The following is a 24,738-nucleotide window of genomic DNA, read 5'->3' on the forward strand; positions in this document are numbered from 1 at the left end:
TAGCGGTAGATGAAAGAGCTTCTGAAGGGCATGGTCAAGGTAGCTCTGGATCTACTGTTTCTGCTTCCTGCCATTTTTGCTGCCGCAGCTTCGCGTTTTGCTACCAGACATGTTGATGTAGGACTGGGGCCTGAACCATTGGTCAGCTACCTTTATCACAAGAAGGCGTTGAATGGTGCCGGATATAGTGCGGAAACCTTTGTTTTTGATAGTAATTTTATTACCAGTGATTTTGACTTTAATGCCAGTAGGGTACTTTCACCGGCATTGATATTGCTGCGTTGGCACTATCTTTATTTCAGGGCACTGTTTCGCTACCGTTGTCTGTATATCTCCTTTCACGGCGGGCCATTGATGGCGACCATTGTTTTGAGAGGACTGGAGCCTTTCTTGTTGCGACTGGCTGGTATCAAGGTTGTCATTCTTCCATATGGTAGTGATGTTCAGGATATGACGCGTTGTCCCAATTTCGCTTTTACCACTGCAATTTCAAAGGACTATCCGTTGCAGAGATGGACCCGTAATCGGGTGGTCAGGCAAATTGACCGCTGGACATGTCATGCGACGCATGTCGTGACAGGTTGTGACTGGATTGATTATATGTATCACTGGGACTCTGTGACACTGAATAACTTTTCGATTGATACAGAATTCTGGAGTCCGGTTTCTCCTCCTTCAGAAATGGAGGGGCCCATCAGGATATTGCACTCTCCCAATCATCGCTCTATCAAGGGAACCTGCTTTTTTGAGAGTGCAATCCTGCAGTTGAAGGAAGAGGGCTTTGATATTGAGCTCATTGTTCTGGAAAGGCAGTCGAATGCCGAGATTCGACGGGTGATGTCCGAGGTAGATATTGTTGCTGACCAGCTGATTATTGGATGGTATGCAATGTTTGCTATGGAGGGTATGGCGCTGGCAAAGCCGGTTCTTTGCTATTTGAGAGATGATTTAAAGTCCTTTTATACTATGCATGGAATCATTGAAGAGGGCGAGATACCATTGGTTGAGTGTCATCCATCCAATGTGACAGACGTTATTCGTGGTCTGATTTCTGATCGCTCGCGGATGATCGAAATCGGGCGGCAGTCCAGGGAGTTTATCATCAAACATCACTCTCTTCAGGTGATAGGTGCGCGGTTTGCCGCTATCAACAAGGGAATGGGAATATTGCCGTCGACTCCCGTATCTGCAGATAGTCGAACAAGTAGCGAGGAGTTATCGGATGCCTGTTCACACCATTGATCTTGAGTCAGAGCAGGACGAAATAAATTTCGATCATGCCGACAAGCAATCCTATGTATTTATGACGGATGACGATGCGGAATGGCGACAGGTGACAGAAAAGTCGCTGGATGAGTACATAGAATACCATGATTTACAGGGCTATGATGAGCTGACCCGCGTTGTGATGCAGCATTTTCAGAATATCGCCTTCAAGTATATGCATTTGTCGGCAGGTGACGATGCACGGGTTCTGGACGTCGGTTGTGGTGTCGGCCGCACTCTGCCACTTTATGCCAGGGATATTGCCGGTCACTCTCTTTATGTCGGACTTGATCCAATTCATGTGAATGTAGAGCGCGATTATCATTTTCTTTGCGCAAAAGCTGAGGATCTGGCCCGGCTGACTTTTGCCGCTCCATTTAACCTTGTGCTGTTTGCAACCTCGCTTGATCATGTGCGTGATGTTCGGGTTGCTCTTGATGCTGTCAAAACCGTTCTGGCGGATGGCGGGTACATGGTATTCTGGCTTGGTCTGCATGATTCGTCGTTGGTGGCTGAAACGGCGGGTAGCCAGGTATTGAAAAAAATATTTTCATGTCAGGGACTGTTGAGACGATCATTACATTTGCTGAAATGGCTTGTGACCGGTTTACCGGCGTTGTTGCTGCGCTGTGCAGCGCGGGAGCGTAGCCTGCGCAAACGAATGCCGCTTGATCCATTTCACTTTCACTATTTTCTTGATGATGATATTGATCGTCTTCTTTCGGGTCATGGAGAGATAGTGGAAAGACTGCGTATTCCCGGAACAAATTCGTTGTTTGTGGTTATCAGGGGCTAGCATCAACCGCGAGTGTATCAATTGATGTTGGTCCGAATGAATTCCTGTTTTCCCGGGTTACAATGATTCGGACATTTTTGAAGGATAGTGCCATTTATGTGGTGCCTATCGTGCTGTCGCGTGGAACGGGACTGATACTTTTACCGGTATACACTCATTTTATGTCTTCGGATGTGTATGGGGCACTGGAATTGTTGATGTTGCTCTATGCGTTATTGAATCTGACACTGCCGCTTGAGATAACCCAGGCGGTTGCACGGTTTCTTGCCGACAGCTCCGATCTGAAGGAAAAACAGCGCATCGCTTCGACCGGCTATTGGTTTACGTGTGTTGTTTTTTCTATTGCAGCGTCGGTATTGCTTGTCATACCAGAGAAGATTTCCCAGCTACTGTTCGGGGGGGGGCAATACATATTTGAAGTGCGGCTGGCCGCCATTGCGATGCTGTTCAATGCTTTGCAATATGTGGTTCAGAATCAGTTGCGCTGGTTGCACGAAGCCAGGCTTTCAGCCTATGTAAGTGTCATCTTCTCGATGGTTAGTGCAATGGTATCTGTGTTGGCTCTGTGGGGTTGGCATATGGGATTGGCAGGGGTGATCTACGGACAGATATTCGGCAGCCTGATCAGCCTTCTTGCCGGTCACTACCTGACAACACGGCGTGTTCCGGTGCGGTTGACCTTTGACGTTGTTCTGCTGCGAAAAATGCTGTTGTTTTCGGCTCCGCTTGTGATATCGAATGTAGGCGTTTATGTGGCGACATTTATGGATCGCTGGCTACTGAATCATTTGCTGGGGCTTGAGGCTGTGGGGATTTACAGTGTGGCCATGCGTTTTGCCTCTATTGTGACGCTGGGTACGGCCGTGTTTCAGATGTCTTTAACCCCTCTGATCTATAGCCGCTTCAAAGAGGCGGAGACACCGGGTGAAATTGACAGGATTGTCAGTCAGGTTTTATTACTACTTGTTCCATTCATTGGATTTCTGGCTTTGATAGCGCCGTGGCTGGTGCAGCTGTTGACAGGAGACCATTATGCTGAAGCAGCCTCACTGGTTGGCTGGTTGTCGCTGGTGATTCTGTTGATGGGCAGCTATGTGTTTTTTCCCGGCTTGTGGATTTCGGGAAAGACAAAGCATATCGCGGCTATCAACCTTGTTGCTGCACTGGTGAACCTGGTACTTAACTGGATTTTGATCGGGCAGATCGGAGTGTTTGGTGCAGTGCTTGGAACGCTGGCCTCGGCGATTACGATGTGCGGTCTTTATTACTACTACTCACTGAAGGAATATCACGTGCCGTACAGAATGTGGCGTTATCTTCTGGTGCTTGCCGGGCTGTCAATGTTTCTGACTTTGCTGGCAGTTATTGATAGCATTTGGCTGCATTGGATCGCCTGGTTGATGCTATGTGTGGCTGCCGTGTTGCTGTTGCCTCATCCGCGAGACCGGTTATGGATGAATGTGTTATACAGACATTGAGCAGCTTCGGAGGAAACAGGGACGTGATAAAACAGAACTATTCAAATATTGTACTTACAGGTGGGACAGGGTTGCTTGGCAGCCATCTGTTGCCCATGTTGGCAGATAAGGCGCATGTGTGGGCGATCGGCCAGGGTTCTCCGGAAGAAACAGAAAATGTTTCATGGGTAAAGTGCGACCTTGCCGGTGATCTTTCATGTTTGCGCGAGCAGTTGCCTGAAAGAGTCGATGCGGTGATTCACCTCGCACAGTCGCAATTTTTTCGCGACTTCCCTGCGAAAGCGGATCATATTTTTCACGTCAATGTGGCCAGTACCCAGGCTTTGTTGCAAATAGCGTCGGAGCGTGGCTGTCAGCATTTTGTCAATGCATCTACCGGTGGTGTTTACGATGCGGCAGATGCCCCCTTTATCGAAGGGAAGGCACATGTTACCGGGCGAGGACTTGCCATGTACCCTGCATCCAAGTTGTGTAGCGAGTTGCTTGTAAATGCTTATGCCGGACTGTTCAGTGTTGTGAACCTTCGCTTTTTCTTTATTTATGGAAAAGGCCAGAGTGATTCGATGTTGATGCCCCGGCTAGTGAACTCGGTTTATCAGGGGGCACCGATCACCCTGCAGGGTGAAAATGGCCTTTCGCTTAATCCTGTTCATGCCAGTGATGCCGCGAAGGCTGTCATTGCAGCATTGAGTCTTGACGGGGCGCACGCAATCAACGTTGCCGGAAGAGATATTGTAACCTTGCGCCAGATTGGGGAGTGGATTGGTAGCAATCTCGGTGTAGCCCCGAAGTTTGATTGCCGTGCCGAACAGAAGGCGCCCAATATGGTGGCGGATATTGAGCAGATGAGCAGGCATTTGCTCTCGCCCGAGATTGCTTGCCATCATGGCATTGCGGACTATTGCAACCATTATCTTGCAGGAAAGGCGGAGTGATTGCTTAGCTTGGATGTGCCTGTGCTCACCATGCTAATGATATCGGACTTCAGGGCATGAAGGTGCTTCACTGTCCTGATCTGGTTGGCGGTCATTCTGTTCAGCTCTCCAGAGCTGAACGCCGCTTAGGCCTTGAAAGCCGGCTGGTTGTGTTCTATCAGAGCTCTTTTAATTACCCTGCCGATGAAGTGCTACTGCCTGCTGCGTCAGGTATTTTGCAGCGTGAGCTTGCGCGCTGGAAGTTACTTTGGCGTGCTCTTAAGTATGATGTGATTCATTATAATTTTGGCCAGTCGATCATGCCTTCAAGGCTTGCGGCATATGGCAGGATGGCGCAGGCATATCCATTGTGGGTGCAGTATCTATATCGAGGCTATGTTGCCTGCTTTGAGCTTTTTGACGTCAGACTTCTGAAGTGGCTTGGAAAGGCAATCATTGTCACTTTTCAGGGCGATGATGCCAGGCAGGGGGACTATTGCCGAAGCCATTTTGATATTACCTTTGCGAATGAGGTGGAGCCAGAATATTACACACCTGTATCGGATCAGGTGAAGCGAGACAGGATTGCATTTTTTGATATTTATGCTGATAAAATCTATGCGTTGAACCCTGATTTACTCCGTGTGTTACCCGAGCGCGCTGAATTTTTGCCATATTCGTCTGTAGACGTGCAGGACTGGTTGCCTGTGTCCGGCGGACATAGGGGGCGACCAGTTTTATTGCATGCCCCAAGCCACAGGGGAGTTAAAGGGACGCAGTATATTCTTGATGCTGTTGAAAGGCTGCGCGATGAGGGTGTCCAGTTTGACTTTATTCTGGTCGAGGGTATGACAAATAGTGAGGCACGCAGCTGTTATGGAAAGGCGGACTTGCTGATTGATCAGTTACTGGCTGGCTGGTATGGCGGTTTGGCCGTTGAGTTGATGGCTTTAGGTAAACCTGTGGTGGCCTACCTTCGTGAAGAAGATCTTGAATTTATCCCTGATGAAATGCGCAGGGATCTACCGGTGATTCAGGCGACACCGGACTCTGTTTATGATGTTGTGAAGTATTTCTTAACCGAGGGGCGGGAGGAGCTGGTGTCACTGGGGCAGAAAAGCAGATGCTTTGTTGAAAAGTGGCATGATCCGTTGAAGATCGCCCTGCGTATGAGGCTGGAATATGAAGGGGTGCTGGAAGCAGGCCACCCCGGGGAGTTATAGGCTATGTGCGGTATAGCCGGCCTGATTCATTATGATGTCGTCGATTCTTCCTGTATTCGTTCGATGGCTGATACGATCCGCCACCGGGGCCCTGATGATGAAGGATTTGTCGTGCTGCCTGCAGCTGAAGCCCCTGTTCCATGTTGGGGAATGGATACCCCCGAAGCTGTGCTCGCATCGGATTTTACCTTTACACCACAGTGTTCTGTAGGTGAAATGACAGGGCTTCAGGCCGGTGTGCTACTGGGGCACCGTCGACTTTCTATTATCGATATTACTCCGGCAGGCCATCAGCCGATGAGTAGCGATGATGCCCGCCACTGGATCGTCTTTAATGGAGAAATATACAATCATATTGAGCTGAGGGAGGAGCTCGAGTCCAGCGGCTATATTTTTGCAACGCACTCGGATACTGAGGTGATTCTCGCCGCATATCGAATGTGGGGTAAAGACTGCCTGCAGCATCTTAATGGAATGTTTTCCTTCCTTTTATATGACGTGGACGGGGGCAGGTTGTTCGGCGCCCGGGATCGCTTTGGCATTAAACCGTTCTATTACCATATTTCTGCATCCGGCATTGCATTTGCGTCTGAAATCAAACAGTTCACTGTGTTGCCGGGCTGGAAGGCAGTCATGAATGGTCAGCGGGTGTATGACTATTTAAACTGGGGCGTATCGGATCATACCGATGAAACCATGTTTGAGGGGGTATTTCAGCTGCGGGGGGGAGAAGCTGTCGAGTTGGATGTGCATGCACTGTTACAAGGAAGCGGGCGTCCTCCGGCGGGGGGGCGCCTTCCTGTGAGTCGCTGGTACACGCTTGAGTCTTCCCCGTTTGACGGTGATGAAGCGGCTGCTGCTGAACAGTTTCGTGAATATTTTTTTCGTACAGTGCGTATGCATATTCGGGCTGATGTCCCTGTCGGCTCATGCCTTTCAGGTGGACTTGATTCATCATCAATTGTTTGTGTGATGAATGACATTTTGCGCGAACAGGGGGCCCATGCCAATCAAAAAACTTTCTCGGCCTGTTCGGATGTAAAACGCTTTGATGAGCGGGTCTGGATTGAGGCTGTGGTGAATGATACCGGTGTGGAGGCTCATTATGTTTTTCCGTCACTGGATGATTTGTTTGAGACCTACTCCGGTATTGTATGGCATCAGGACGAGCCGTTTGGTTCGACCAGTATTTTTGCCCAGTGGCAGGTTTTCAGGCAGGCAGCAGAGAGTGGCGTGAAGGTGATGCTTGATGGCCAGGGAGCAGATGAACTTTTGGCGGGCTATCATGGTTTTTTCGGAGCCCGTTTTGCAGGGCTCTTTAAACAGGGCCGTTGGTTGACGTTATGGCGTGAGATTCAATTGACCAAAAAATTCCATGGAATGTCGGAGTGGCAGGCGTTGCAAAGAATTGCAGATATGCTGCTTCCTGAATCTGTCCGGCAGCTGGCTCGGGGGGTGGCAGGTGTAGCGGCGGCAGATCCCGGCTGGATTGACATGCAACAGTTGGGCGCGGAGCCACGGGATCCTTTTGCAGCGACAGGCAGAAAAGCGGGTTCCGTACGTAATATATCCGAGTCCATGCTGGTAGCCTCGAATCTTCAGATGTTATTGCACTGGGAGGATCGGGATTCAATGGCTCATTCAATTGAAGCACGTGTCCCCTTTCTGGATCACCGCCTCATTGAGTTTACTCTTGGTATGCCCGACCATTTCAAACTTTCTGCCGGTGTAACCAAGCGAGTGCTGCGGGAGGGAATGCGGGGCGTTTTGCCGGAGGCTATCCGGACACGCATGGATAAGCTCGGCTTTGTGACGCCTGAAGAGGTGTGGTTCCGCGATAGTCAGCCTGAGCAGTTTCGCGAGCGGTTACTCAATGCTATCGAACGTTCTCGTGGAATTTTGAAGCCGGAAGCTATAGATGTTTTTGATCAGATGGTAACGGGGCAGCGCCCATATAATGCGGTTGTATGGCGTTTGATCTGTTTTGGCGAATGGGTGCGGCAATATCATGTGGTTATTTGAGAATTGGGGCAGAATATGAAAATCATGACGATAGTAGGGGCCCGCCCCCAGTTTGTGAAAGCTGCCGTGGTGTCCCGAGAGATGAATAAACGCTCGGGAATTCATGGTGTTCTGTTGCACACAGGACAACACTATGATGCAAATATGTCCGATGTGTTTTTTGATGAGCTGGATATCCCCCGGCCGGATTACCACTTGGGAATAGGCAATGGAACGCACGGTCAGAATACAGGACGCATGATCGAAGCCATTGAGCGAGTCCTGTTTGATGAACGTCCCGATTGGGTCCTTGTCTATGGTGATACCGATTCCACGCTTGCCGGAGTCATCGCTGCAGTTAAATTACACATTCCTGTCGCTCATGTGGAGGCGGGGCTACGCTCCTTTAACAGAAAAATGCCGGAAGAGTACAATCGCGTGCTGGCAGATCATGCCTCAACCCTGTTGTTCGCTCCTACTGCCGTAGCGGAAAGAAATTTGGCACATGAAGGTATTCCGGCTCGAATGGTGCAGGTGGTTGGAGATGTCATGTATGATGCTTCTCTTTATTATGGTGGAAAAGCAGAGTCACAAAGCGATATTCTCCGCCGATTGGCACTGGTGGAGCAGCCCTACATTCTGGCGACGGTTCATCGTCAGGAAAATACTGATGACAAGCAACACATTGAGAACATACTGGAAGCATTCTCCCATGCACCCTGCCCGGTAGTTTGGCCTGTGCATCCTCGCACTCATAAACAGATGCGTGCATTCGGCCTTTCTCTGCCGGAGTCAGTGGTGGCCATTGATCCGCTGGGTTACCTGGATATGGTCAAGCTTGAAAAGAATGCGGCTCTGATTGCAACAGATAGTGGCGGGGTTCAAAAAGAGGCATATTTTTACGGTGTGCCGTGTATTACGTTAAGAGGGGAGACTGAGTGGGTTGAGCTTGTAGATGTCGGCGCAAACCGGTTGGTGGCCACTGATGTTGATGCGATCATTGCAGGATACGCACATATCAGCACATCGTTGAAAAATTTGCCTGTACTGTATGGAAATGGTGATGCCGGTTGTAAAATTGTTGACTCACTGCAAGATCATCTCTCTCATGTTTGACTGCAAGGTGCCCCGCTTTTCTGTCAGGCACTATGATGACCGGAGGAACCAGGGTAAGTTATGCGTATATTAATCGTCTCATATTACTTTCCTCCGTTCAATTGTATGGCTGCTGTCCGGGTTGGAAAGACAGCTAAATTTCTTCAAAAGATGGGGCACGATGTCCGCGTTCTTTCGGCAAAAGAGCAATCATTCCCGGAAACTTTACAGGTTGAAATTGGTGAGTCCTCTATTGTTCGAACCAGGTGGTGGAATGTAAACAAACCAGTTCAGTGGTTTGTTGGGGGCAAGGATGTGGTGGCCTCGCAGGGAATCAGTGAGGGCAAAGCAGGTAAGGTCGCAGTATTACGCTGGCTTGGAAAGTTATATAAGCACTTGTTTAACTTGCCCGATGCCCAGATAGGCTGGTTATTCCCGGCGCTTTCAGCCGGCAAGGCCATGTGTGAAAACTGGCAGCCGGACATCATTTATGCCAGTGCTCCGTCCTTTACTTCACTGCTGGTTTCCCGGCGGTTAGCCAAAATATCGGGTTGTCCATGGGTTGCAGAATTTCGCGATTTGTGGGTCGATAACCCCTATAATGATTTTCCTGTATGGCGCCAGAAGCTTGAACGTATCTGGGAGCGTAGAGTGTTAGCAAGTGCATCCGGCCTGGTGACTGTTTCACAACCACTGGCGGATACATTGAAACAGTATTTTAATCTTCCGGTTATAGTGATTACTAATGGCTTTGATCCGGATGATTACCCGTCGGATGTCAGTAGAAGTACTGATGGTTTATTGCATATTAACTATACCGGAATGATATATCCCGGACGAAGGGATCCCGGGCCATTGTTTGAGGCGCTGCGAATCCTCGGATCTGATCGTATCAGAGTAAATTTTTATGGCCGATATCTCGAGTCGGCACGGGAGATGGCAAGATCGATTGGTGTTGGGCATCTGGTACAGATTCACCCTCCTGTTCCATATGTACAATCACTTCGGCTTCAGTGTGAGGCGGATCTGCTGCTCCTGCTGTTGTGGAATTCATCGCAGGAAAAAGGGGTGTTTACGGGTAAGGTGTTCGAGTACCTGGGATCTGGGCGCCCCATTCTTGTCGTTGGGGGCAGTGATAATGTTGCAGCTGAGCTTATTAGTGAAAAAGATGCAGGGATGGTGACATCCGAACCGCAGCTGATCGCACAATACTTGGCCCGATGTCTGGCTCTGAAGGATGCACAGGGGGACATTTCACAGTCAGAGGTGGATGTCGGAGAGTTTTCCCGTGAGGAGCAGACGCGTCGCCTTGCCTCTTTTCTGCAGACCCTGACAGGCAAGTGAGTTTTTGCAGGATGTCGCTAGCAGTATGTTTATCCTCAGCTGTTGCATAGATGGCTTTTATCGTTTTTAGTGCAGAGGCTTCATGAGGGGGGGATGTGTGATATTTATGGTATATACAGCGCTGTTTGACAGGTGATTGATCCTGGCGTTGCCATGTTGGTGCGCATCTCTATATTGAAGGCACAAATGTTTTCCAGAATATTCATTCGGAACGATCCGTCAGCAGGGGACCGGGCGGTGTCTGAATGTCAGTTTGGGTGGTGAGTGATAAAACGAGTCTGCATTGTTGTTGCCAGCGAGATGACGATCAGGGCCTTTTTGATCGAGCAGATCAGAGCCTTGAGTGAGTGTTGTGATGTGACAGTTGTGGTCAAGACCAATGACAGCAGCTTTCTTTCTCCTTATGGTATAGATGTCGACGTGGTTCCTGTTGCGATTGAGAGGAATATTCACCCCTGGCGTGACCTGACTGCTTTATGGCAGCTTTTCAGTCTGTTCAGGAAGAGAAAATTTGACCTTGTCCATTCGGTCACACCGAAAGCAGGATTGTTGGCTATGTTGGCGGCCAGACTTGCCGGTGTGCGCTATCGTATTCATACATTTACCGGTCAGGTCTGGGCCACTCGACGTGGCTTCTCGCGCTTGCTGTTGAAATCGATGGATCGCCTTCTGGCTGCATCTGCGTCACACCTTTTGGCCGACAGCCACTCCCAGCGTCGCTTTCTTCTTGCTCAGGGTGTTACCCGTGCCGACAAGCTGGCTGTGCTCGCCGAAGGTTCGATCAGTGGTGTGGATAGCGAGAGGTTCAGGCCGGATTCCTCCATCAGAGCCGAAAAACGCCGTGAATTAGGGCTGGCGGATGAAGCGGTAGTATTGCTGTTTCTTGGGCGTCTAAATCGTGACAAAGGGATTCTCGATTTATCGTCAGCCTTTGCCGGAGTCGCCCCGTCGCTGCCTGAGTTGCATCTGCTGCTGGTTGGTCCTGACGAAGGTGGAATGAAGGCGAGCGTGCTGTCCATGCAGGGGGAATATGCCGGTCGGGTACACTGCATCGATTATACCGATCAACCGGAGGCATTTTTTGCGATGGCCGATATATTTTGTCTTCCCAGTTACCGCGAGGGTTTTGGCAGCGTTATTATCGAGGCGGCTGCCTGCGGGCTCCCTGCTATCGGCTCACGTATTTATGGTATTTCGGATGCCATTGCGGAGGGGAGAACAGGGCTTTTGTTTGAAGCGGGTGATCATGCAGGTCTTGCCGCTGCGATCACCCGGTTGACCACCGATGCTGATTTACGTCGGCAGATGGGCGCCACAGCGCTGTTGCGCGCGCGCAGTGATTTCTCAACCTCCCGGCTGGTTCAGGCCTGGCTCGACTACTATGATGGTTTGTCATGAAAAGAGTATTTGATCTGTTTATTGCAGTATGCGCGCTGTTAATTCTGTGGCCCGTATTGCTGCTGCTTGCTTTGCTTGTTCGTATCAAGCTCGGTTCTCCTGTGCTATTTCGGCAGCAGCGGCCGGGTTGGCATGGCAAACCGTTTTTTATATACAAATTTCGCTCCATGACGGATGCCCGTGACAGTTCAGGTGAGCTGTTGCCCGATGGTGAGCGCCTGCCGCCATTTGGTCAGCTGTTGCGTCGTTACAGCCTGGATGAACTTCCTCAGCTTTTCAATGTGGTTCGTGGAGATATCAGCCTGGTGGGGCCGCGAGCACTGCTGATGGAGTATCTGCCACTTTATTCGCCGGAGCAGGCCAGACGCCATGAGGTGCGGCCGGGTATTACCGGTTGGGCGCAGGTCAATGGTCGCAATGCCATCAGCTGGGAAGAGAAATTTGCCTGCGATGTCTGGTATGTGGAACATCACTCATTCCGCCTCGATCTCAAAATACTCTGGATGACTGTGCGTAAGGTGTTGCGTTCGGAAGGGGTGTCGCAGCAGGGGCATGCGACAATGGAAAAGTTCCGGGGTTCTAAACAATGAGCAGACTGTTGGTACTGGGGGCCGGAGGGCATGGCAAGGTGCTGGCAGAAGCGGCCGAGGCAAGTGGACGGTGGGATGCGATCGCCATGCTTGATGATCGCCATAGCCTGCTCAACGGCAGTCTGCGTTGGCCAGTGATAGGCAGTATTGATGATTGCAGTGTGTTTTCCTCTGAATGGTCTGATGCCATTGTGGCTGTCGGCCATAGCGTTACACGTTTGCGCTGGCTGGAGATGGTAGAATCACTTGGGTTTGCGATTCCTGTCGTTGTTCACCCCTCCGCCTGGGTCAGTCCTTCAGCAAAAATAGCTGGTGGTACTGTGATTATGGCGAATGCTACGGTGCAGGCTGATGCCCGGCTGGGCCGGGGCTGCATCGTTAATACCGGTGCCAGTGTGGACCATGATTGCCGGCTCGGTGCAGGTGTTCATATTTGTCCTGGTGTTCATCTCGGAGGAGAGGTGGTGATTGGTGATGGCAGTTGGCTCGGGATCGGTTGTTCGGTGATTCATTGTCGTACGATTGGGTGCGAAGTGATGGTCGCCGCCGGAGCAACGGTGATCGACGATATAGAAGACGGGATGACTGTGGCCGGGGTGCCGGCCAGAGAGATTATTTCACGGCGGAATAAATCATGAAGGAACAGTTTCCGGTATGGCCATGCTATGCCGAGGATGAAGTGGCTGCAGTCGATGCAGTGCTGCGTTCAGGTAAGGTTAATTATTGGAGTGGTGATCAGGGGACGGCGTTTGAGTCCGAGTTTTCTGCCTATATTGGTGTCAATTATGCCATTGCATTGGCCAATGGTACGCTGGCTCTGGAGGCTGCCCTCTACGCACTGGGAATTGGCGATGGCGATGAGGTGATTGTGCCGGCCAGAACCTTTATCGCGACAGCCAGTAGTGCGGTGATGCGTGGTGCAACCCCTGTTGTGGCAGATATTGATCCATGTAGTGGGAATCTGACTGTTGAAACGATAGAGGCGGCGCGCAGCGAAAAAACCAGAGCGATTATTGTTGTGCATCTGGGCGGCTGGCCATGCGATATGCCTGCTATCATGGCTTATGCTGAAGTGCATGGTTTGAAGGTGATCGAAGATTGTGCCCAGGCGCATGGAGCTGAAATCAATGGCCGTAAAGTCGGGTCGTTCGGTCATGCTGCTGCCTTTTCATTCTGTCAGGATAAAATTATCTCGACCGGAGGAGAAGGCGGTATGCTGGTGACGGATGATCAGGATGCATGGCGCAAGGTGTGGGCACTCAAGGATCACGGTCGTGATTACGAACAGGTCTTTCATCGTGAGCACAAGCCCGGCCATCGCTGGCTTTGTACAACCTTCGGTAGCAACTGGCGCCTGACGGAGATGCAGTCCGCGATCGGCAGGATTCAACTGAAGAAATTGCCCGGATGGCTGGAGGTGCGCGGTCACTATGCCGATATGCTGGCAACAGGTCTTGCTGATGTGGCCGGGTTGCAGATACCGCGGCCGGAGGCTGGTATCGTGCATGCCGGTTATCGCTTTTATGCTTTTATCGAAATTGAACGCTTGCGCGATGGCTGGAGTCAGGACCGTATCATTGATGCAATTGCGAGTGCAGGGGTGCCATGTTTTCATGGCAGCTGCAGTGAAATATATCGTGAGCAGGCATTTGCACCGATGATGCGTACAAGCTACCCCCTGATGAATGCCGCACGTGCAGGTCGGACAAGTCTGGCGCTGTTACTTCACCCGACGCTGCAGGTGGTGCATATCGAGCGTACGATTTCTGTGATTCGGGAGGTGTTTGCGGATGCCGTGGCCTGAGCTTATGCCTGGCTGGCGCGGGTTGCCTGCGGTTGCGCTACTGATGTTTTGTCTTGCCGCACTCTGCTTCCCATTTTCGGTGGCTGCGACCAATGTCGGGTTGGCACTGATGTTGGCTGCCGGTCTTTTTTCAGGTTTGTGGTGGCAGGGGGTGGTGAGCTTTTGCCACCATTATCGACTGTTGTTTATGGCACTTTTCGTGTACCTGTTATTGGTGCCGTTGGGGCTGATGTGGAGTATTGATCCCCATTGGGGGGGCAGAATTCTTGGTCGCCACTGGTTCTGGTTGACGCTGCCTGTCATGTTGGTCCTGTTGACTGATACAAAGGCGCGCCGTCTCCTGCTTGCGACGTTGTCGCTCGGCTTGACACTTAACCTTGTCTACTGTGTGTTGCAGATGGTTGGTATCGTTGATTTGGGCGGTGTTGTTGCTGGATCAACAGCAGGCAATGCCACAGGTCGCATCGGACATACGAGCTTTGGCTTTATCTACGGTATATGGGCGGCATGGTTGCTTCACTTAGGCATGCAAAAAAATGGCTGGCTGCGCAGTAGTTGCTGGCTTCTGGCTATGTGGGCGTTGTTTATGGTTTTTATGGCGCAGGGTAAGAGTGGTTATCTGGTGGCATTTGTGGCAATTGCGCTGGTGGCGGCCAAATGGTTGCGGGAAACAGGGAACCGGCGCGTACTATTCGGTTTGCTTGCGCTGTTTCTGTTGTTGTCGATATTCATGGCGACAGGACCCGGCCAGGAGCGGTTGGTTGGAACCTGGCAGGCTTTGACTGGGACGGCACCACAGGCCATGGACTATGAGGAGCAGATTGCCGTTTCCTCGGCAACGGCACGTCTCGCATGGTGGAAAATCAGTTATCAGATCTGGTTACAGTATCCTGTATTGGGCGTGGGTACGGGGGGCTTTCCTCAAGCAGTGCTCAAATGGCAGGCAAGTCATGGTGCAGCAGTAATGCATCTGGTACATCCCCATAATCAATATTTACTGGTCATGGTTCGATGGGGGCTGTTGGGTTTTTTCTCATTATTAGCCTTGTTTTATTTCTGGCTTGCTGCAGGCATGTCTCAACCGTGGAGAAGCTCTTCTGTGTTGCCATTGGCAGGATTGACGGGAGTAGCACTGCTTATTCATGGTTTATCTTCAGCCAGTCTTGAAGAGCATTTCTCAACCATTTTTGCACTTGTGGTTACAGCCGCCGGGTTATCCGAATCCATGGCTGAGAGAGCTTGATGACCTGTGAGCACAAGCTTTTGCTCTACGCTATGATTTAATGTCTATAATCTACCTGTGGTTATCCGGCCCTGATGGGGCGATAGCACGCAATCATAACCAGGGGGTAGGAGATGAGAGCAAAAAACATCATTACATCCGCGGCCGTTGCCGTGATGATGCTGATGACGCCGGTCTTTGCCGGTGATCATCAGCTTGATATCAACGCTGCAACGGTTGAGCAGTTGCAGGAGGTCAAGGGCATCGGTGAAAAAACAGCCATGGCCATTGTGGCCTACCGGAATAAAATCGGTGCTTTTACTTCGCTTGACGAACTGACTCATGTCAACGGGATTGGTGAGAAAAAACTCGTTCATATCAAATCGTTCCTTACGGTAGTAAAACCGCTTGAGTCTGAGTCACATAACTGACCATCTCGACTGTAGTGGCGGGGCAATCAGCAGGATACGATTGCTCCGCCACTTTTTTTATGAAGCATGGCTCGGATGAATATGTTTAAATCATTGCGGAACCCGCTGCTGGTTATGGTCCACGACCTTGCCTGGATTCCACTTGCTGTCTGGCTGGCATTCTGGCTCCGCTTTAACCTGGGGGAGATTCCTCTGGAATATGTCCGCCCGTTACAACTGACCATCCTGATTTCGCTGCCAGTGCATGCCATTACCTTCTGGTTATTCGGCCTGTACAGGGGGATTTGGCGCTTTGCCTCTATCCCGGATCTGATCCGGATTGTGAAAGCGGTTCTACTTGCCACGCTACTCAGTTTTATCACCATGTTTGTGCTGCAGCGGCTGGAAGGACTTCCGCGCTCGGTACTTGTGCTTTACCCGGGGCTGCTCATGATGGGGCTTGCTACGCCCAGGTTGTTATATCGCTGGTTAAAGGATCGTAATCTCAGGCTTTATGCATTTGCCCGCAAACGGGCATTGTTGATCGGAGCAGGTGAGGCGGGGGAGCTGCTGGTTCGCGATCTTCTCAAGTCAGGCCCCTATGAGCCTGTCGGTTTTCTTGATGATGCCCGGCGCCGGCAAGGGCAGGAGATTCATGGTGTGCGTGTGCTTGGTCCGTTGTCCGCTCTGGGGGCAATCATTGAGCAGCATGAGATTGAGGTCGTGCTGCTTTCATTGCCATCGGCATCGCATCAGCTGATTCAACAGGTAGTGAAGCAGTGCCAGGCCCATGATATTCCTTGCAGAACCCTGCCATCAGTCGCTGATCTGGCGGATGGCAAGGTGGAGGTGTCCCGTTTGCGTCAGGTCCAGATTGAGGATCTGCTGGGACGGGATGCTGTTGAACTGGATCAGTCCTGTATCCATCAGCTACTTGTCGGGAAGGTGGTGCTGATCACCGGTGCCGGCGGTTCGATTGGCTCCGAACTGTGCCGGCAGGTGCTGCACTATCACCCATCCACGCTTGTTTTGCTCGACCATGGCGAATTCAATCTTTACAGCATCGATCATGAGCTGACCAAAATCAGTGATGCGGATGGCATTCGGTTGTTTCCGGTGCTGGGTGATATTCGCGATACAGCCCGTATGCGCTGGGTCTTTGACCATTTTCGACCGGATGTCGTCTTCAATGCCGCAGCCTACAAGCATGTGCCACTGGTTGAGGAAAACCCTGCAGAAGGGATTAAAACCAATGTGCTGGGCACCTGTCAGCTTGCCGATCTGGCTGTTGAATGTGGTGTGAAAAAATTTCTTCAGGTCTCTACCGATAAAGCTGTCAATCCGACCAATGTCATGGGAGCAAGCAAGCGGTGCGCTGAAATTTATTGCCAGAATCTGAACCGGCGCAGTCCGGCAACCGCATTTATCACCACCCGCTTTGGCAATGTACTTGGTTCTGCAGGTTCGGTTGTGCCGCTGTTTCGCAAACAGATTGAGGCGGGGGGGCCGATTACGGTGACGCATCCGGATATTACCCGCTATTTTATGACCATTCCCGAGGCGGTCAGTCTGATTTTGCAGGCGGCGACCATGGGGCAGGGTGGTGAAATTTTTGTGCTTGATATGGGTAAGCCGGTAAAGATTGTCGATCTGGCTGAGCAGATGATTCGACTCACCGGTCTTGAGCCCGGACGTGATATCGAGATCAGCTTTACCGGCTTGCGGCCGGGGGAGAAGCTTTACGAAGAGCTGTTCCATGACTCGGAAAAGCTGATGGCAACGACGCACCCGAAAATTATGCTCTCCGGCAGCCGGGAGGTGGATTGGCAGATGATGCAACAGGAGTTGCAAACACTGCGTGGTGCGTGTGAGCAGCGTGATGTGCGTAGTCTTCATCAGCACCTGACAACCCTGGTGCCGGAATTCGCATCAGAGTTGTTGCAGAAGGAGCTCCACTGAGCGCAGCTATTGCCTGTGTTGAGGTTGCTGTCTTCTCACCTCTGCCCGGCAGCTTTACCTACAGCTGGCCGGAGGAGTTGGGGGAGGCGTGTGCCGGTATTCGTGTGCGGGTCCCGTTTGGTAAAGGGTTCCGTAACGGTGTTGTTTTAAGGCTGCTCCGCTCAGCCCCTGAAGGTGTGGAGTTAAAAACGATATCGGATCGGCTGGATGTACAGCCACTTTATGATGCGGCAAGAATGCAATGGCTGGATCGCGTGCGGCGCTATTATCTGGCGACTCACGGGGAGGTCTGGCAACTGGCGCTGGCATGGGCTGCACATGATGATCACCGTCGCTTTCGTTGTCCTGATATTGGTGCGTTTGAAAAGGCATATCCCTTACTGGCAGGCTTGTTTATCAACAAGCGGGCCCTGTCGCTGAAAAAAATGGCTGCCGGTCTTGTCACGGCTCCACTTGTGCATGCTGTGCATTCGGCCTGTCACGCCGGCTTACTTAATGAGGTGATTCAGAAGCCTCTGCTGGAGCATAGTGAAGGCAAGCCTTTTGAACTGCAGCTGACAGAAGCGCAGACGATTGCGGTTGATCATGTGACTGGCGCGGCTGGGTTTACCCCCTTTTTACTGTTTGGATGTACCGGCTCGGGGAAAACCGAGGTATACCTGCGTGCCGCCGCCGAAATGATCCGCCGGGGGGGGCGCGTACTGGTACTTGTCCCTGAAATCGGACTGACCCCAATGTGGATCGCCCGACTGCAGGCCCGGTTTGCCCGGGTGGCGGTATGGCACTCTGCCATGACCGAGCGGGAGCGTCTGGCTGTGCGTCAGCATCTTGATCACACCGATATTCTTATAGGAACCCGTTCCGCTCTGTTTTTGCCATTGCCGCATCTTTCCATGATTGTGGTGGATGAAGAGCATGATGGCAGTTTCAAGCAGCTTGATGGTATTGCCTATTCCGCCCGGGATATGGCTGTTCTTCTGGCTCAGCAGCTCAATATCCCGATTGTACTGGGTTCCGCAACGCCGAGCCTGGAGAGCTGGCGTCAGGCAGAGGCCGGCCATTATCAGCGTATTGACCTTGCCTCCCGCATTGCTGTTCACGCTCTGCAGGTGAAGCCGAAGATCATCGATATGCGACAGGTGGATGGGCCTGTGTCACCGCAGTTGCAGCATGCGTTGCAACAGACGCTTGAGGCGGGCGATCAGTCGATTCTGTTTCTCAACCGGCGCGGTTATGCACCGGCTTTACAATGTTGTGCCTGTGGTGATGTGCCGCAGTGCCCAGCCTGTTCGATGAGTTTGACCCTGCACCGGAAAGCGGCACAACTGCGTTGTCACAGCTGTGGCTTTTCCAGACGGGTACCGCTCTGTTGTGAGGCCTGTGGCGAACCGGCGTTGATGCCGATGGGGGATGGGACAGAGAAGCTGGATGAATGGCTTACAGAGCATTTGCCGGCCCTGAGATTTGCCCGTTTTGATCGCGACATGGTGACCAGCCATACGCGGTTGAGCGAAATTCTTGCCGCATTTGAACGACGTGAGCTTGATTGCCTTCTGGGTACCCAGATGCTGGTCAAGGGGCATGACTTCCCGCATGTGACATTGGTGGGGGTGATCAATGCGGATCAGGGTATGAGCCTGCCTGATTTCAGGGCGGGGGAGCGCTGGTGGCAGCAGATGACACAGGTGACCGGTCGGGCCGGGCGTGGTGACAAGCCGGGGCACATGCTGATTCAGACGCGCATGCCGGATGCGCCATGGTTGTCACGCATCGGTGAAAGCGAGGCGGAAGCAACGATGCATGAAGAGCTGGAGCTCCGGCGCATGTTGAATTACCCCCCGTTTGCGCGCTGGGTGCGCGTGCTGTTTTCTGCAGCTCATGCGGATCGGGCTGTTCAGGCGGCAGAAGCATTTGCCAGTCGTTGTCATGATTTAAGTGATGTCATGATCAGCGGTCCGATGCCTTGCCCGCTTGAGCGGGTGGCCGGGCGCTATCGTTTTGAAGTACTGCTGCGCGATGTGTCCCGGCAGCTGTTGCCGTGGAAGCTGGCAGCACTGCTGGATACGTTGCCTGTACCCTCGGGTGTCAGGCGACGCGTTGATGTCGACCCGCAGGATATGATGTAGGCACATCGTGTGCCTACCCCCTGCGGGCAGCTTTGAGGCTGCCCAAATCTTCTGTCCTGAAGATTTGTGATGTAGTCGTGTCCATGGGGCTACACCCTGCGGGCGACCTGACGGTCGTCCAATCCGGCTGTCCTGCCGGATTGTGATGCGAGCCCGTCCTGGGCTCACCCCCTGCGGGCAGCCTGTCGGCTGTCCAAATCTTCTGTCCTGCAGATTTGTGATGTGGTCGCGTCCATGGGGCTACCCCCTGCGGGCAGCCTGTCGGCTGTCCAAATCTGCTGTCCTGCCGGATTGTGATGCGAGCCCGTCCTGGGCTCACCCCCTGCGGGCAGCCTGTCGGCTGTCCAAATCTTCTGTCCTGCCGGATTGTGATGCGAGCCCGTCCTGGGCTCGCCCCCTGCGGGCAGCCTGTCGGCTGTCCAAATCTTCTGTCCTGAAGATTTGTGATGTAGTCGCGTTCATGGGGCTACCCCCTGCGGGCGACCTGACGGTCGTCCAATCCGGCTGTCCTGCCGGATTGTGATGCGAGCCCGTCCTGGGCTCGCCCCCTGCGGGCAGCCTGTCGGCTGTCCAAATCTTCTGTCCTGAAGATTTGTGATGTAGCCCCATCCATGGGGCTACCCCCTGCGGGCAGCCTGTCGGCTGTCCAAATCTTCTGTCCTGAAGATTTGTGATGCGAGGCTGGTGATGGGGCCGTTAGACGTTAAAGCGGAAGTGCATGACGTCACCGTCCTGCACAATGTACTCTTTACCTTCCAGGCGCATTTTACCGGCTTCCTTGGCCTTGGCTTCGCCACCAAAGCCGACAAAATCGGCATAGGCAATCGTTTCAGCCCGGATAAAGCCTTTTTCAAAGTCGTTATGGATGACAGCTGCGGCTTTCGGGGCGGTGTCTCCGCGGTGAATGGTCCAGGCACGCACCTCTTTGACGCCGGCCGTGAAATAGGAGATCAGGTCAAGCAGCGTATAGGCTTCGCGAATCACGGTGTTCAGGCCCGGCTCGGACAGCCCGAGATCACTCAGGAATTCGATCTGTGACTCTTTATCCATTTCAGCCAGTTCCGATTCAATCTGCGCTGAAACCACAACCACACGCGCCCCTTCCTCTGCGGCATAGGTGCGGACCTGCTCAACAAATGCATTACCATCGGGAAGCGAGCCATCATCGACATTGGTGATGTACAGAACCGGTTTGGCTGTCAGCAGGAAAAGATCCCGGATGCCGGCCAGCTCAGCGGCAGAAAGCTTCTGTCTGCGCACCGTGATGCCATCTTCAAGTCCCTTGAGTACCTTCTGCTGCAGCTCAAGCAGAACTTTTGCATCCTTGTCACCGGTCTTGCAGAGCTTCTCAATGCGGATCACCGACTTTTGAACGGTTTCCATATCCTTGAGCATCAGTTCGGTATCAATGACCTCGATATCCGATAAAGGGTGAACCTTGCCTGCCACATGGGTGATATTTTCATCCTCAAAGCAGCGTACAACATGAGCAATAGCAGCACATTCACGAATATTGGCGAGAAATTTGTTGCCAAGTCCTTCGCCACTGGCTGCACCTGCAACAAGGCCGGCAATGTCAACAAACTCCACAACGGCATGCTGCATGGCCTGTGGTTTGACAATTTCAGCCAGAGCATCGAGGCGTGGATCGGGAACAGGCACGATACCCACGTTAGGGTCGATGGTGCAGAACGGGTAATTGGCTGCTTCAGCACCGCCGCCATTCAAGGCATTGAACAGTGTTGATTTTCCAACATTTGGCAGGCCTACAATTCCGATACTCAGTGCCATGATAACTCAACCTCTTTAGTGAACCGCTGCACGCCGATGGGGCGTAAACCGGTCTTTATATTCTCGATGAACAGTTTTATATACAGTGGTCTATCAGGTCATGATGCCTGTAGTGCAAGGTGAATCCGGTTGGCCGCTTGTGGTAACTGCCCGGCCAGGATGCTGTCGATCTCTTTTTTCAGTGCGCTGAATGCGCGTGCTTCATCGGCGCGGTCTGTCTCATCGGCACGTCCCAGTACCCAGGGGGTGATATCGCCGCTGGCCGGTCGGCCAATGCCGATTTTAACGCGAATGTAGTTACTGTCCGAGAGGTGCTGATTGATAGAGCGCAGGCCGTTATGGCCGCCATGGCCGCCGCCATGTTTGAGTCTGAGTTTGCCGGAAGGCAGATCAAGATCATCGTAGACCACAATGACATCTTCTGCGCTGACCTGGTAATAGCGGGCAAGCGCAGCAACAGATTCGCCACTGTTGTTCATGAATGTTTGGGGTTTAACAAGCATCACGCGATCATCGCCCCGGTTCCAGAGGGCGGTTTCAGCGTGAAAACGAGGGGCTGCAGCAAAGCGCAGCCCCTCTGATTTCGCCAGCAGATCGAGGAAACGAAAGCCGATATTGTGGCGTGTCTCCTCGTATTTGCTGCCGGGGTTTCCCAGTCCTACAAGCAGTTGCACAGGTGTGCTTAGGCTTCTTCGGTTTCCGCTTCGCCACCGGAAGTTTTCTGGGCGGCAATGTTGAGAACGGTGAAGTTGACTTCGTGGTGAACTTCAACGCCTGCAGGCAGAACGACATCTTCAATATGAACGGTGTCGCCGATGTTGAGCGTGGAGCAATCCACTTCAATGTGAGCCGGTACGGAGTCAGCACGGCAGGTAACTTCCAGGCTGTGACGGATCAGCTCTACCAGGCCGCCCTTGGTAACGCCCGGGCACTTGGCATCGTTCACTGGTACGACAGGCACTTCAAGCGTAATGGTATCGGAAGAGGATACGCGCAAAAAGTCGAGGTGAGTCACGGTGTCCTTGATCGGATCATACTGTGCATCTTTCAGGATCACGGTGTTTTTACCAGCACCCTGTACGTTGATTTCAATCATCGAAGAGTGGAATTCTTCCTTGTCCAGCAGCTTGGAAATAACAAAGTACTCCATTGCAATGGCAAGATCAGGTTTGCCGCCGCCATAAATAATGGCCGGGGTCTTACCGCTGCGGCGAAGACGACGGGTCTCGCTGCGGCCGGTGTTGTCGCGAAGCACGGCTTCGACAGAAAAATCTGACATGGTTCCTCCAGTAATACACCGTCGGGTTGTCCCGTAACGGCGCGCGCATACCATAAGCGCGATAGTGTTGATATCCGCACAGTAAAAGTGCGGGCGCGCACTCTATGGCTGGCGAAGAAAAAGTCCATGTGGATTTATCAAGAGACAATCCATTTGGCGCGAATATTCTGTGTGGCAGCGGGTGGGCCGGCGATGGGGCGGATTACGCCTGAATGGTTGGATGATCTTCCGGGTGGCGTAGGGGGGATTAACTCAGGGGTTTCACGCGGGTTTGAGTCATTGGCGGACGGATGCTCTTTCGGAATGGCCATCAATCAGCACGGGTAACAAGTTAAATCTTTCTGTGCAGAGGTTGTGTCCGGGCATCGCCGCACAATGACGGCGATGCCACGGTACAGGATCGGAATCAGTTCAGCGGCTGCTGCGCCTGCTGTTGTTTCAGGCTGTTTTCATAGGCAGCGCCAAAGCTGAATGGCTCCAGCAGCAGAGGCATGAAGCCGCCATCGACAGTCAGCTGGCTGACGATCTGTCGGGTGTATGGGAAGATGATCGCCGGGCACTCGACGGCCAGTACCGGGGCGATGTGTTCAACCGGAATGTTCTTGATGTAGAAAATGCCTGCCTGTTCAACTTCGATTTCAAACAGTACCCGCTCGCTTTCGCTTTCACGGGCAAGGACAGAAATCTTCAGCGCAACTTCCCAGTTTTCTTCATCCAGCTGGCGATTGGTGACACCAAGATTCATTTCGATTTTCGGCTGGGATGCAGCTGAAGTGAAAATTTCAGGTGCATTGGGATTCTCAAACGAGATATCCTTGATGTAAATCTTCTGAATGCTGAAGATCGGTGAATCCTGTTGTTCAATCGACATGGTGATTTCCCTGTGTGTGTATTTTAATTAGTCGTACAGGCTGCTGATTGAGCGGGCATCGTAAATGCGGCTGATCGCTTCACCCATCAACGGGGCAATGGAGATGATGCGTACCTTGCCTGTTTCAAGAATCTTTTCCGGTTGCAGAATGCTGTCTGTAATGACCAGCTCATGCAGTCCGGACTCGACCAGTCGCTCGGCTGCCGGACCGGAGAGAACGCCGTGTGATGCATAGGCGCTGACCTTGGTGGCGCCACGCTCAAGCAGTGCGTCGGCAGCACCACACAGGGTGCCTGCTGTATCCACCATGTCATCGACAAGAATGCAGTGCTTGCCGCTGACATCGCCGATGATGTTCATGACCTTGGCAACGTTGGGGGCAGGGCGGCGCTTGTCCACAATCGCCATGTCCACATGCAGGCGGCTGGCCAGCGCACGGGCACGTACCACGCCACCGACGTCAGGCGATACAATGATGACATCCTCCATGTTGTTCTTCTCTTTGATGTCATTGGAGAAGAGCGGGATGGCAAAAATATTGTCCACCGGAATGTCAAAAAAGCCCTGAATCTGGGTGGCATGGAGATCGAGCGTGAGGATGCGGGTGGCACCGGCACGGGTCAGCAGGTCTGCTACAAGTTTTGCCGAAATCGGGGTGCGCCCTGCGCTCTTTCTGTCCTGGCGGGCATAACCGAAGTAGGGGATCACGGCACAGATATTGCGGGTGGATGCACGCTTGGCAGCATCCATGAAAATCAGCAGTTCCATCAGATTGGCATTGGCCGGTTTGCTGGTGCTCTGAATGAAGAAGGCGTCATGGCCACGAATGGTTTCGCGAATTTGCAGGAAAATCTCGCCATCGGAGAAACGCTCAAAGTAGAGGTCCCCCAGCGGGTGGCCGATATGATCACATATGGATTGTGCCAGCGGTGGATTGGATGTGCCGGAAAAAAGCCTCAGTTTCTGGTGAATCATTAGCGTTCACTCCTGTTGTGATGCATTTGAATCGCTCTTCATTTGAAGTTCACTCTTCAAACAGCCATGTACGGACTTTGTTTCACTTCCATAGCATGTGCCAATCAACGTTTTCAATACTGGCTGGGACGGGAGGATTCGAACCTCCGCATGACGGGATCAAAACCCGCTGCCTTACCGCTTGGCTACGTCCCAG

At 52.3% G+C, this 24,738-nt stretch carries 21 protein-coding genes and 1 tRNA gene; 16 read left to right on the forward strand and 6 right to left on the reverse strand.

Annotated elements, in window-relative coordinates; translation table 11 throughout:
• Positions 1-9 precede the first annotated feature (9 nt).
• From FEF65_RS00655 to priA, 16 genes are all read left to right on the forward strand, one after another.
• Positions 10-1,242 (forward strand): glycosyltransferase family protein, encoded by a 1,233-nt coding sequence (locus FEF65_RS00655; protein WP_138237855.1) that lies wholly within the window; start codon positions 10-12, stop codon positions 1,240-1,242.
• Positions 1,223-2,062, forward strand: coding sequence for a class I SAM-dependent methyltransferase (locus tag FEF65_RS00660; RefSeq protein ID WP_138237856.1), 840 nt, complete (start codon positions 1,223-1,225; stop codon positions 2,060-2,062). The genes FEF65_RS00655 and FEF65_RS00660 overlap by 20 nt, the downstream gene beginning before the upstream one ends.
• 62 nt (positions 2,063-2,124) lie before the next feature.
• Entirely contained in the window at positions 2,125-3,540 is a 1,416-nt protein-coding gene (locus FEF65_RS00665; RefSeq protein WP_138237857.1) for an oligosaccharide flippase family protein, read from the forward strand.
• Between the two features lie 23 nt (positions 3,541-3,563).
• Positions 3,564-4,475 carry an NAD-dependent epimerase/dehydratase family protein gene (locus FEF65_RS00670; RefSeq protein WP_161595140.1) on the forward strand — a complete coding sequence of 304 codons (912 nt, stop codon included), beginning with the start codon at positions 3,564-3,566 and terminating at the stop codon, positions 4,473-4,475.
• Positions 4,476-4,531: 56 nt separating this feature from the next.
• Positions 4,532-5,677: a glycosyltransferase family protein gene (locus FEF65_RS00675; protein WP_138237859.1), complete on the forward strand. Its 1,146-nt coding sequence runs from the start codon at positions 4,532-4,534 to the stop codon at positions 5,675-5,677.
• Positions 5,678-5,680: 3 nt separating this feature from the next.
• Entirely contained in the window at positions 5,681-7,699 is a 2,019-nt protein-coding gene (gene asnB / locus FEF65_RS00680) for an asparagine synthase (glutamine-hydrolyzing) (RefSeq protein ID WP_138237860.1), read from the forward strand.
• A gap of 15 nt (positions 7,700-7,714) precedes the next feature.
• The gene (wecB, locus tag FEF65_RS00685) at positions 7,715-8,794 is read left to right on the forward strand and encodes a non-hydrolyzing UDP-N-acetylglucosamine 2-epimerase (protein ID WP_138237861.1); all 1,080 of its coding nucleotides are present in this window, start codon (positions 7,715-7,717) and stop codon (positions 8,792-8,794) included.
• Positions 8,795-8,899: 105 nt separating this feature from the next.
• Positions 8,900-10,117: a glycosyltransferase gene (locus FEF65_RS00690; protein ID WP_161595141.1), complete on the forward strand. Its 1,218-nt coding sequence runs from the start codon at positions 8,900-8,902 to the stop codon at positions 10,115-10,117.
• Positions 10,118-10,381: 264 nt separating this feature from the next.
• On the forward strand, positions 10,382-11,515 hold the full coding sequence (locus tag FEF65_RS00695; protein ID WP_138237863.1) for a glycosyltransferase: 1,134 nt from the start codon (positions 10,382-10,384) through the stop codon (positions 11,513-11,515).
• A complete protein-coding gene (locus FEF65_RS00700) occupies positions 11,512-12,105 on the forward strand; it encodes a sugar transferase (RefSeq protein WP_138237864.1) in 594 nt (197 codons plus the stop codon). Before FEF65_RS00695 ends, FEF65_RS00700 begins: the two co-directional genes overlap by 4 nt.
• Positions 12,102-12,743 (forward strand): acetyltransferase, encoded by a 642-nt coding sequence (locus FEF65_RS00705; protein ID WP_138237865.1) that lies wholly within the window; start codon positions 12,102-12,104, stop codon positions 12,741-12,743. The genes FEF65_RS00700 and FEF65_RS00705 overlap by 4 nt, the downstream gene beginning before the upstream one ends.
• Positions 12,740-13,909, forward strand: coding sequence for a DegT/DnrJ/EryC1/StrS family aminotransferase (locus tag FEF65_RS00710; RefSeq protein ID WP_138237866.1), 1,170 nt, complete (start codon positions 12,740-12,742; stop codon positions 13,907-13,909). The genes FEF65_RS00705 and FEF65_RS00710 overlap by 4 nt, the downstream gene beginning before the upstream one ends.
• A gap of 109 nt (positions 13,910-14,018) precedes the next feature.
• Positions 14,019-15,152 carry an O-antigen ligase family protein gene (locus FEF65_RS00715; protein WP_238701113.1) on the forward strand — a complete coding sequence of 378 codons (1,134 nt, stop codon included), beginning with the start codon at positions 14,019-14,021 and terminating at the stop codon, positions 15,150-15,152.
• Positions 15,153-15,265: 113 nt separating this feature from the next.
• Positions 15,266-15,562 carry a ComEA family DNA-binding protein gene (locus tag FEF65_RS00720; RefSeq protein ID WP_138237868.1) on the forward strand — a complete coding sequence of 99 codons (297 nt, stop codon included), beginning with the start codon at positions 15,266-15,268 and terminating at the stop codon, positions 15,560-15,562.
• A gap of 75 nt (positions 15,563-15,637) precedes the next feature.
• Entirely contained in the window at positions 15,638-17,500 is a 1,863-nt protein-coding gene (locus tag FEF65_RS00725) for a polysaccharide biosynthesis protein (protein WP_138237869.1), read from the forward strand.
• Between the two features lie 8 nt (positions 17,501-17,508).
• Positions 17,509-19,626, forward strand: coding sequence for a replication restart helicase PriA (gene priA / locus FEF65_RS00730; RefSeq protein ID WP_138237870.1), 2,118 nt, complete (start codon positions 17,509-17,511; stop codon positions 19,624-19,626).
• Between the two features lie 696 nt (positions 19,627-20,322).
• Here priA and ychF read toward each other — a convergent pair.
• From ychF to FEF65_RS00760, 6 genes are all read right to left on the reverse strand, one after another.
• Complete coding sequence (gene ychF, locus FEF65_RS00735; RefSeq protein ID WP_138237871.1) at positions 20,323-21,417, reverse strand: redox-regulated ATPase YchF; 1,095 nt, start codon at positions 21,415-21,417, stop codon at positions 20,323-20,325.
• 98 nt (positions 21,418-21,515) lie between these two features.
• A complete protein-coding gene (gene pth, locus FEF65_RS00740; protein ID WP_138237872.1) occupies positions 21,516-22,091 on the reverse strand; it encodes an aminoacyl-tRNA hydrolase in 576 nt (191 codons plus the stop codon).
• 8 nt (positions 22,092-22,099) lie between these two features.
• The gene (locus FEF65_RS00745) at positions 22,100-22,696 is read right to left on the reverse strand and encodes a 50S ribosomal protein L25/general stress protein Ctc (RefSeq protein ID WP_138237873.1); all 597 of its coding nucleotides are present in this window, start codon (positions 22,694-22,696) and stop codon (positions 22,100-22,102) included.
• Between the two features lie 406 nt (positions 22,697-23,102).
• Positions 23,103-23,567 carry a protein-export chaperone SecB gene (secB, locus tag FEF65_RS00750; RefSeq protein ID WP_138237874.1) on the reverse strand — a complete coding sequence of 155 codons (465 nt, stop codon included), beginning with the start codon at positions 23,565-23,567 and terminating at the stop codon, positions 23,103-23,105.
• A gap of 27 nt (positions 23,568-23,594) precedes the next feature.
• On the reverse strand, positions 23,595-24,542 hold the full coding sequence (locus tag FEF65_RS00755) for a ribose-phosphate pyrophosphokinase (RefSeq protein ID WP_138237875.1): 948 nt from the start codon (positions 24,540-24,542) through the stop codon (positions 23,595-23,597).
• 120 nt (positions 24,543-24,662) lie between these two features.
• Positions 24,663-24,737: transfer RNA gene (locus FEF65_RS00760), tRNA-Gln, on the reverse strand.
• Position 24,738 lies beyond the last annotated feature (1 nt).

This window comes from Mariprofundus erugo, from assembly GCF_005818865.1.
Classification (GTDB): domain Bacteria; phylum Pseudomonadota; class Zetaproteobacteria; order Mariprofundales; family Mariprofundaceae; genus Mariprofundus; species Mariprofundus erugo.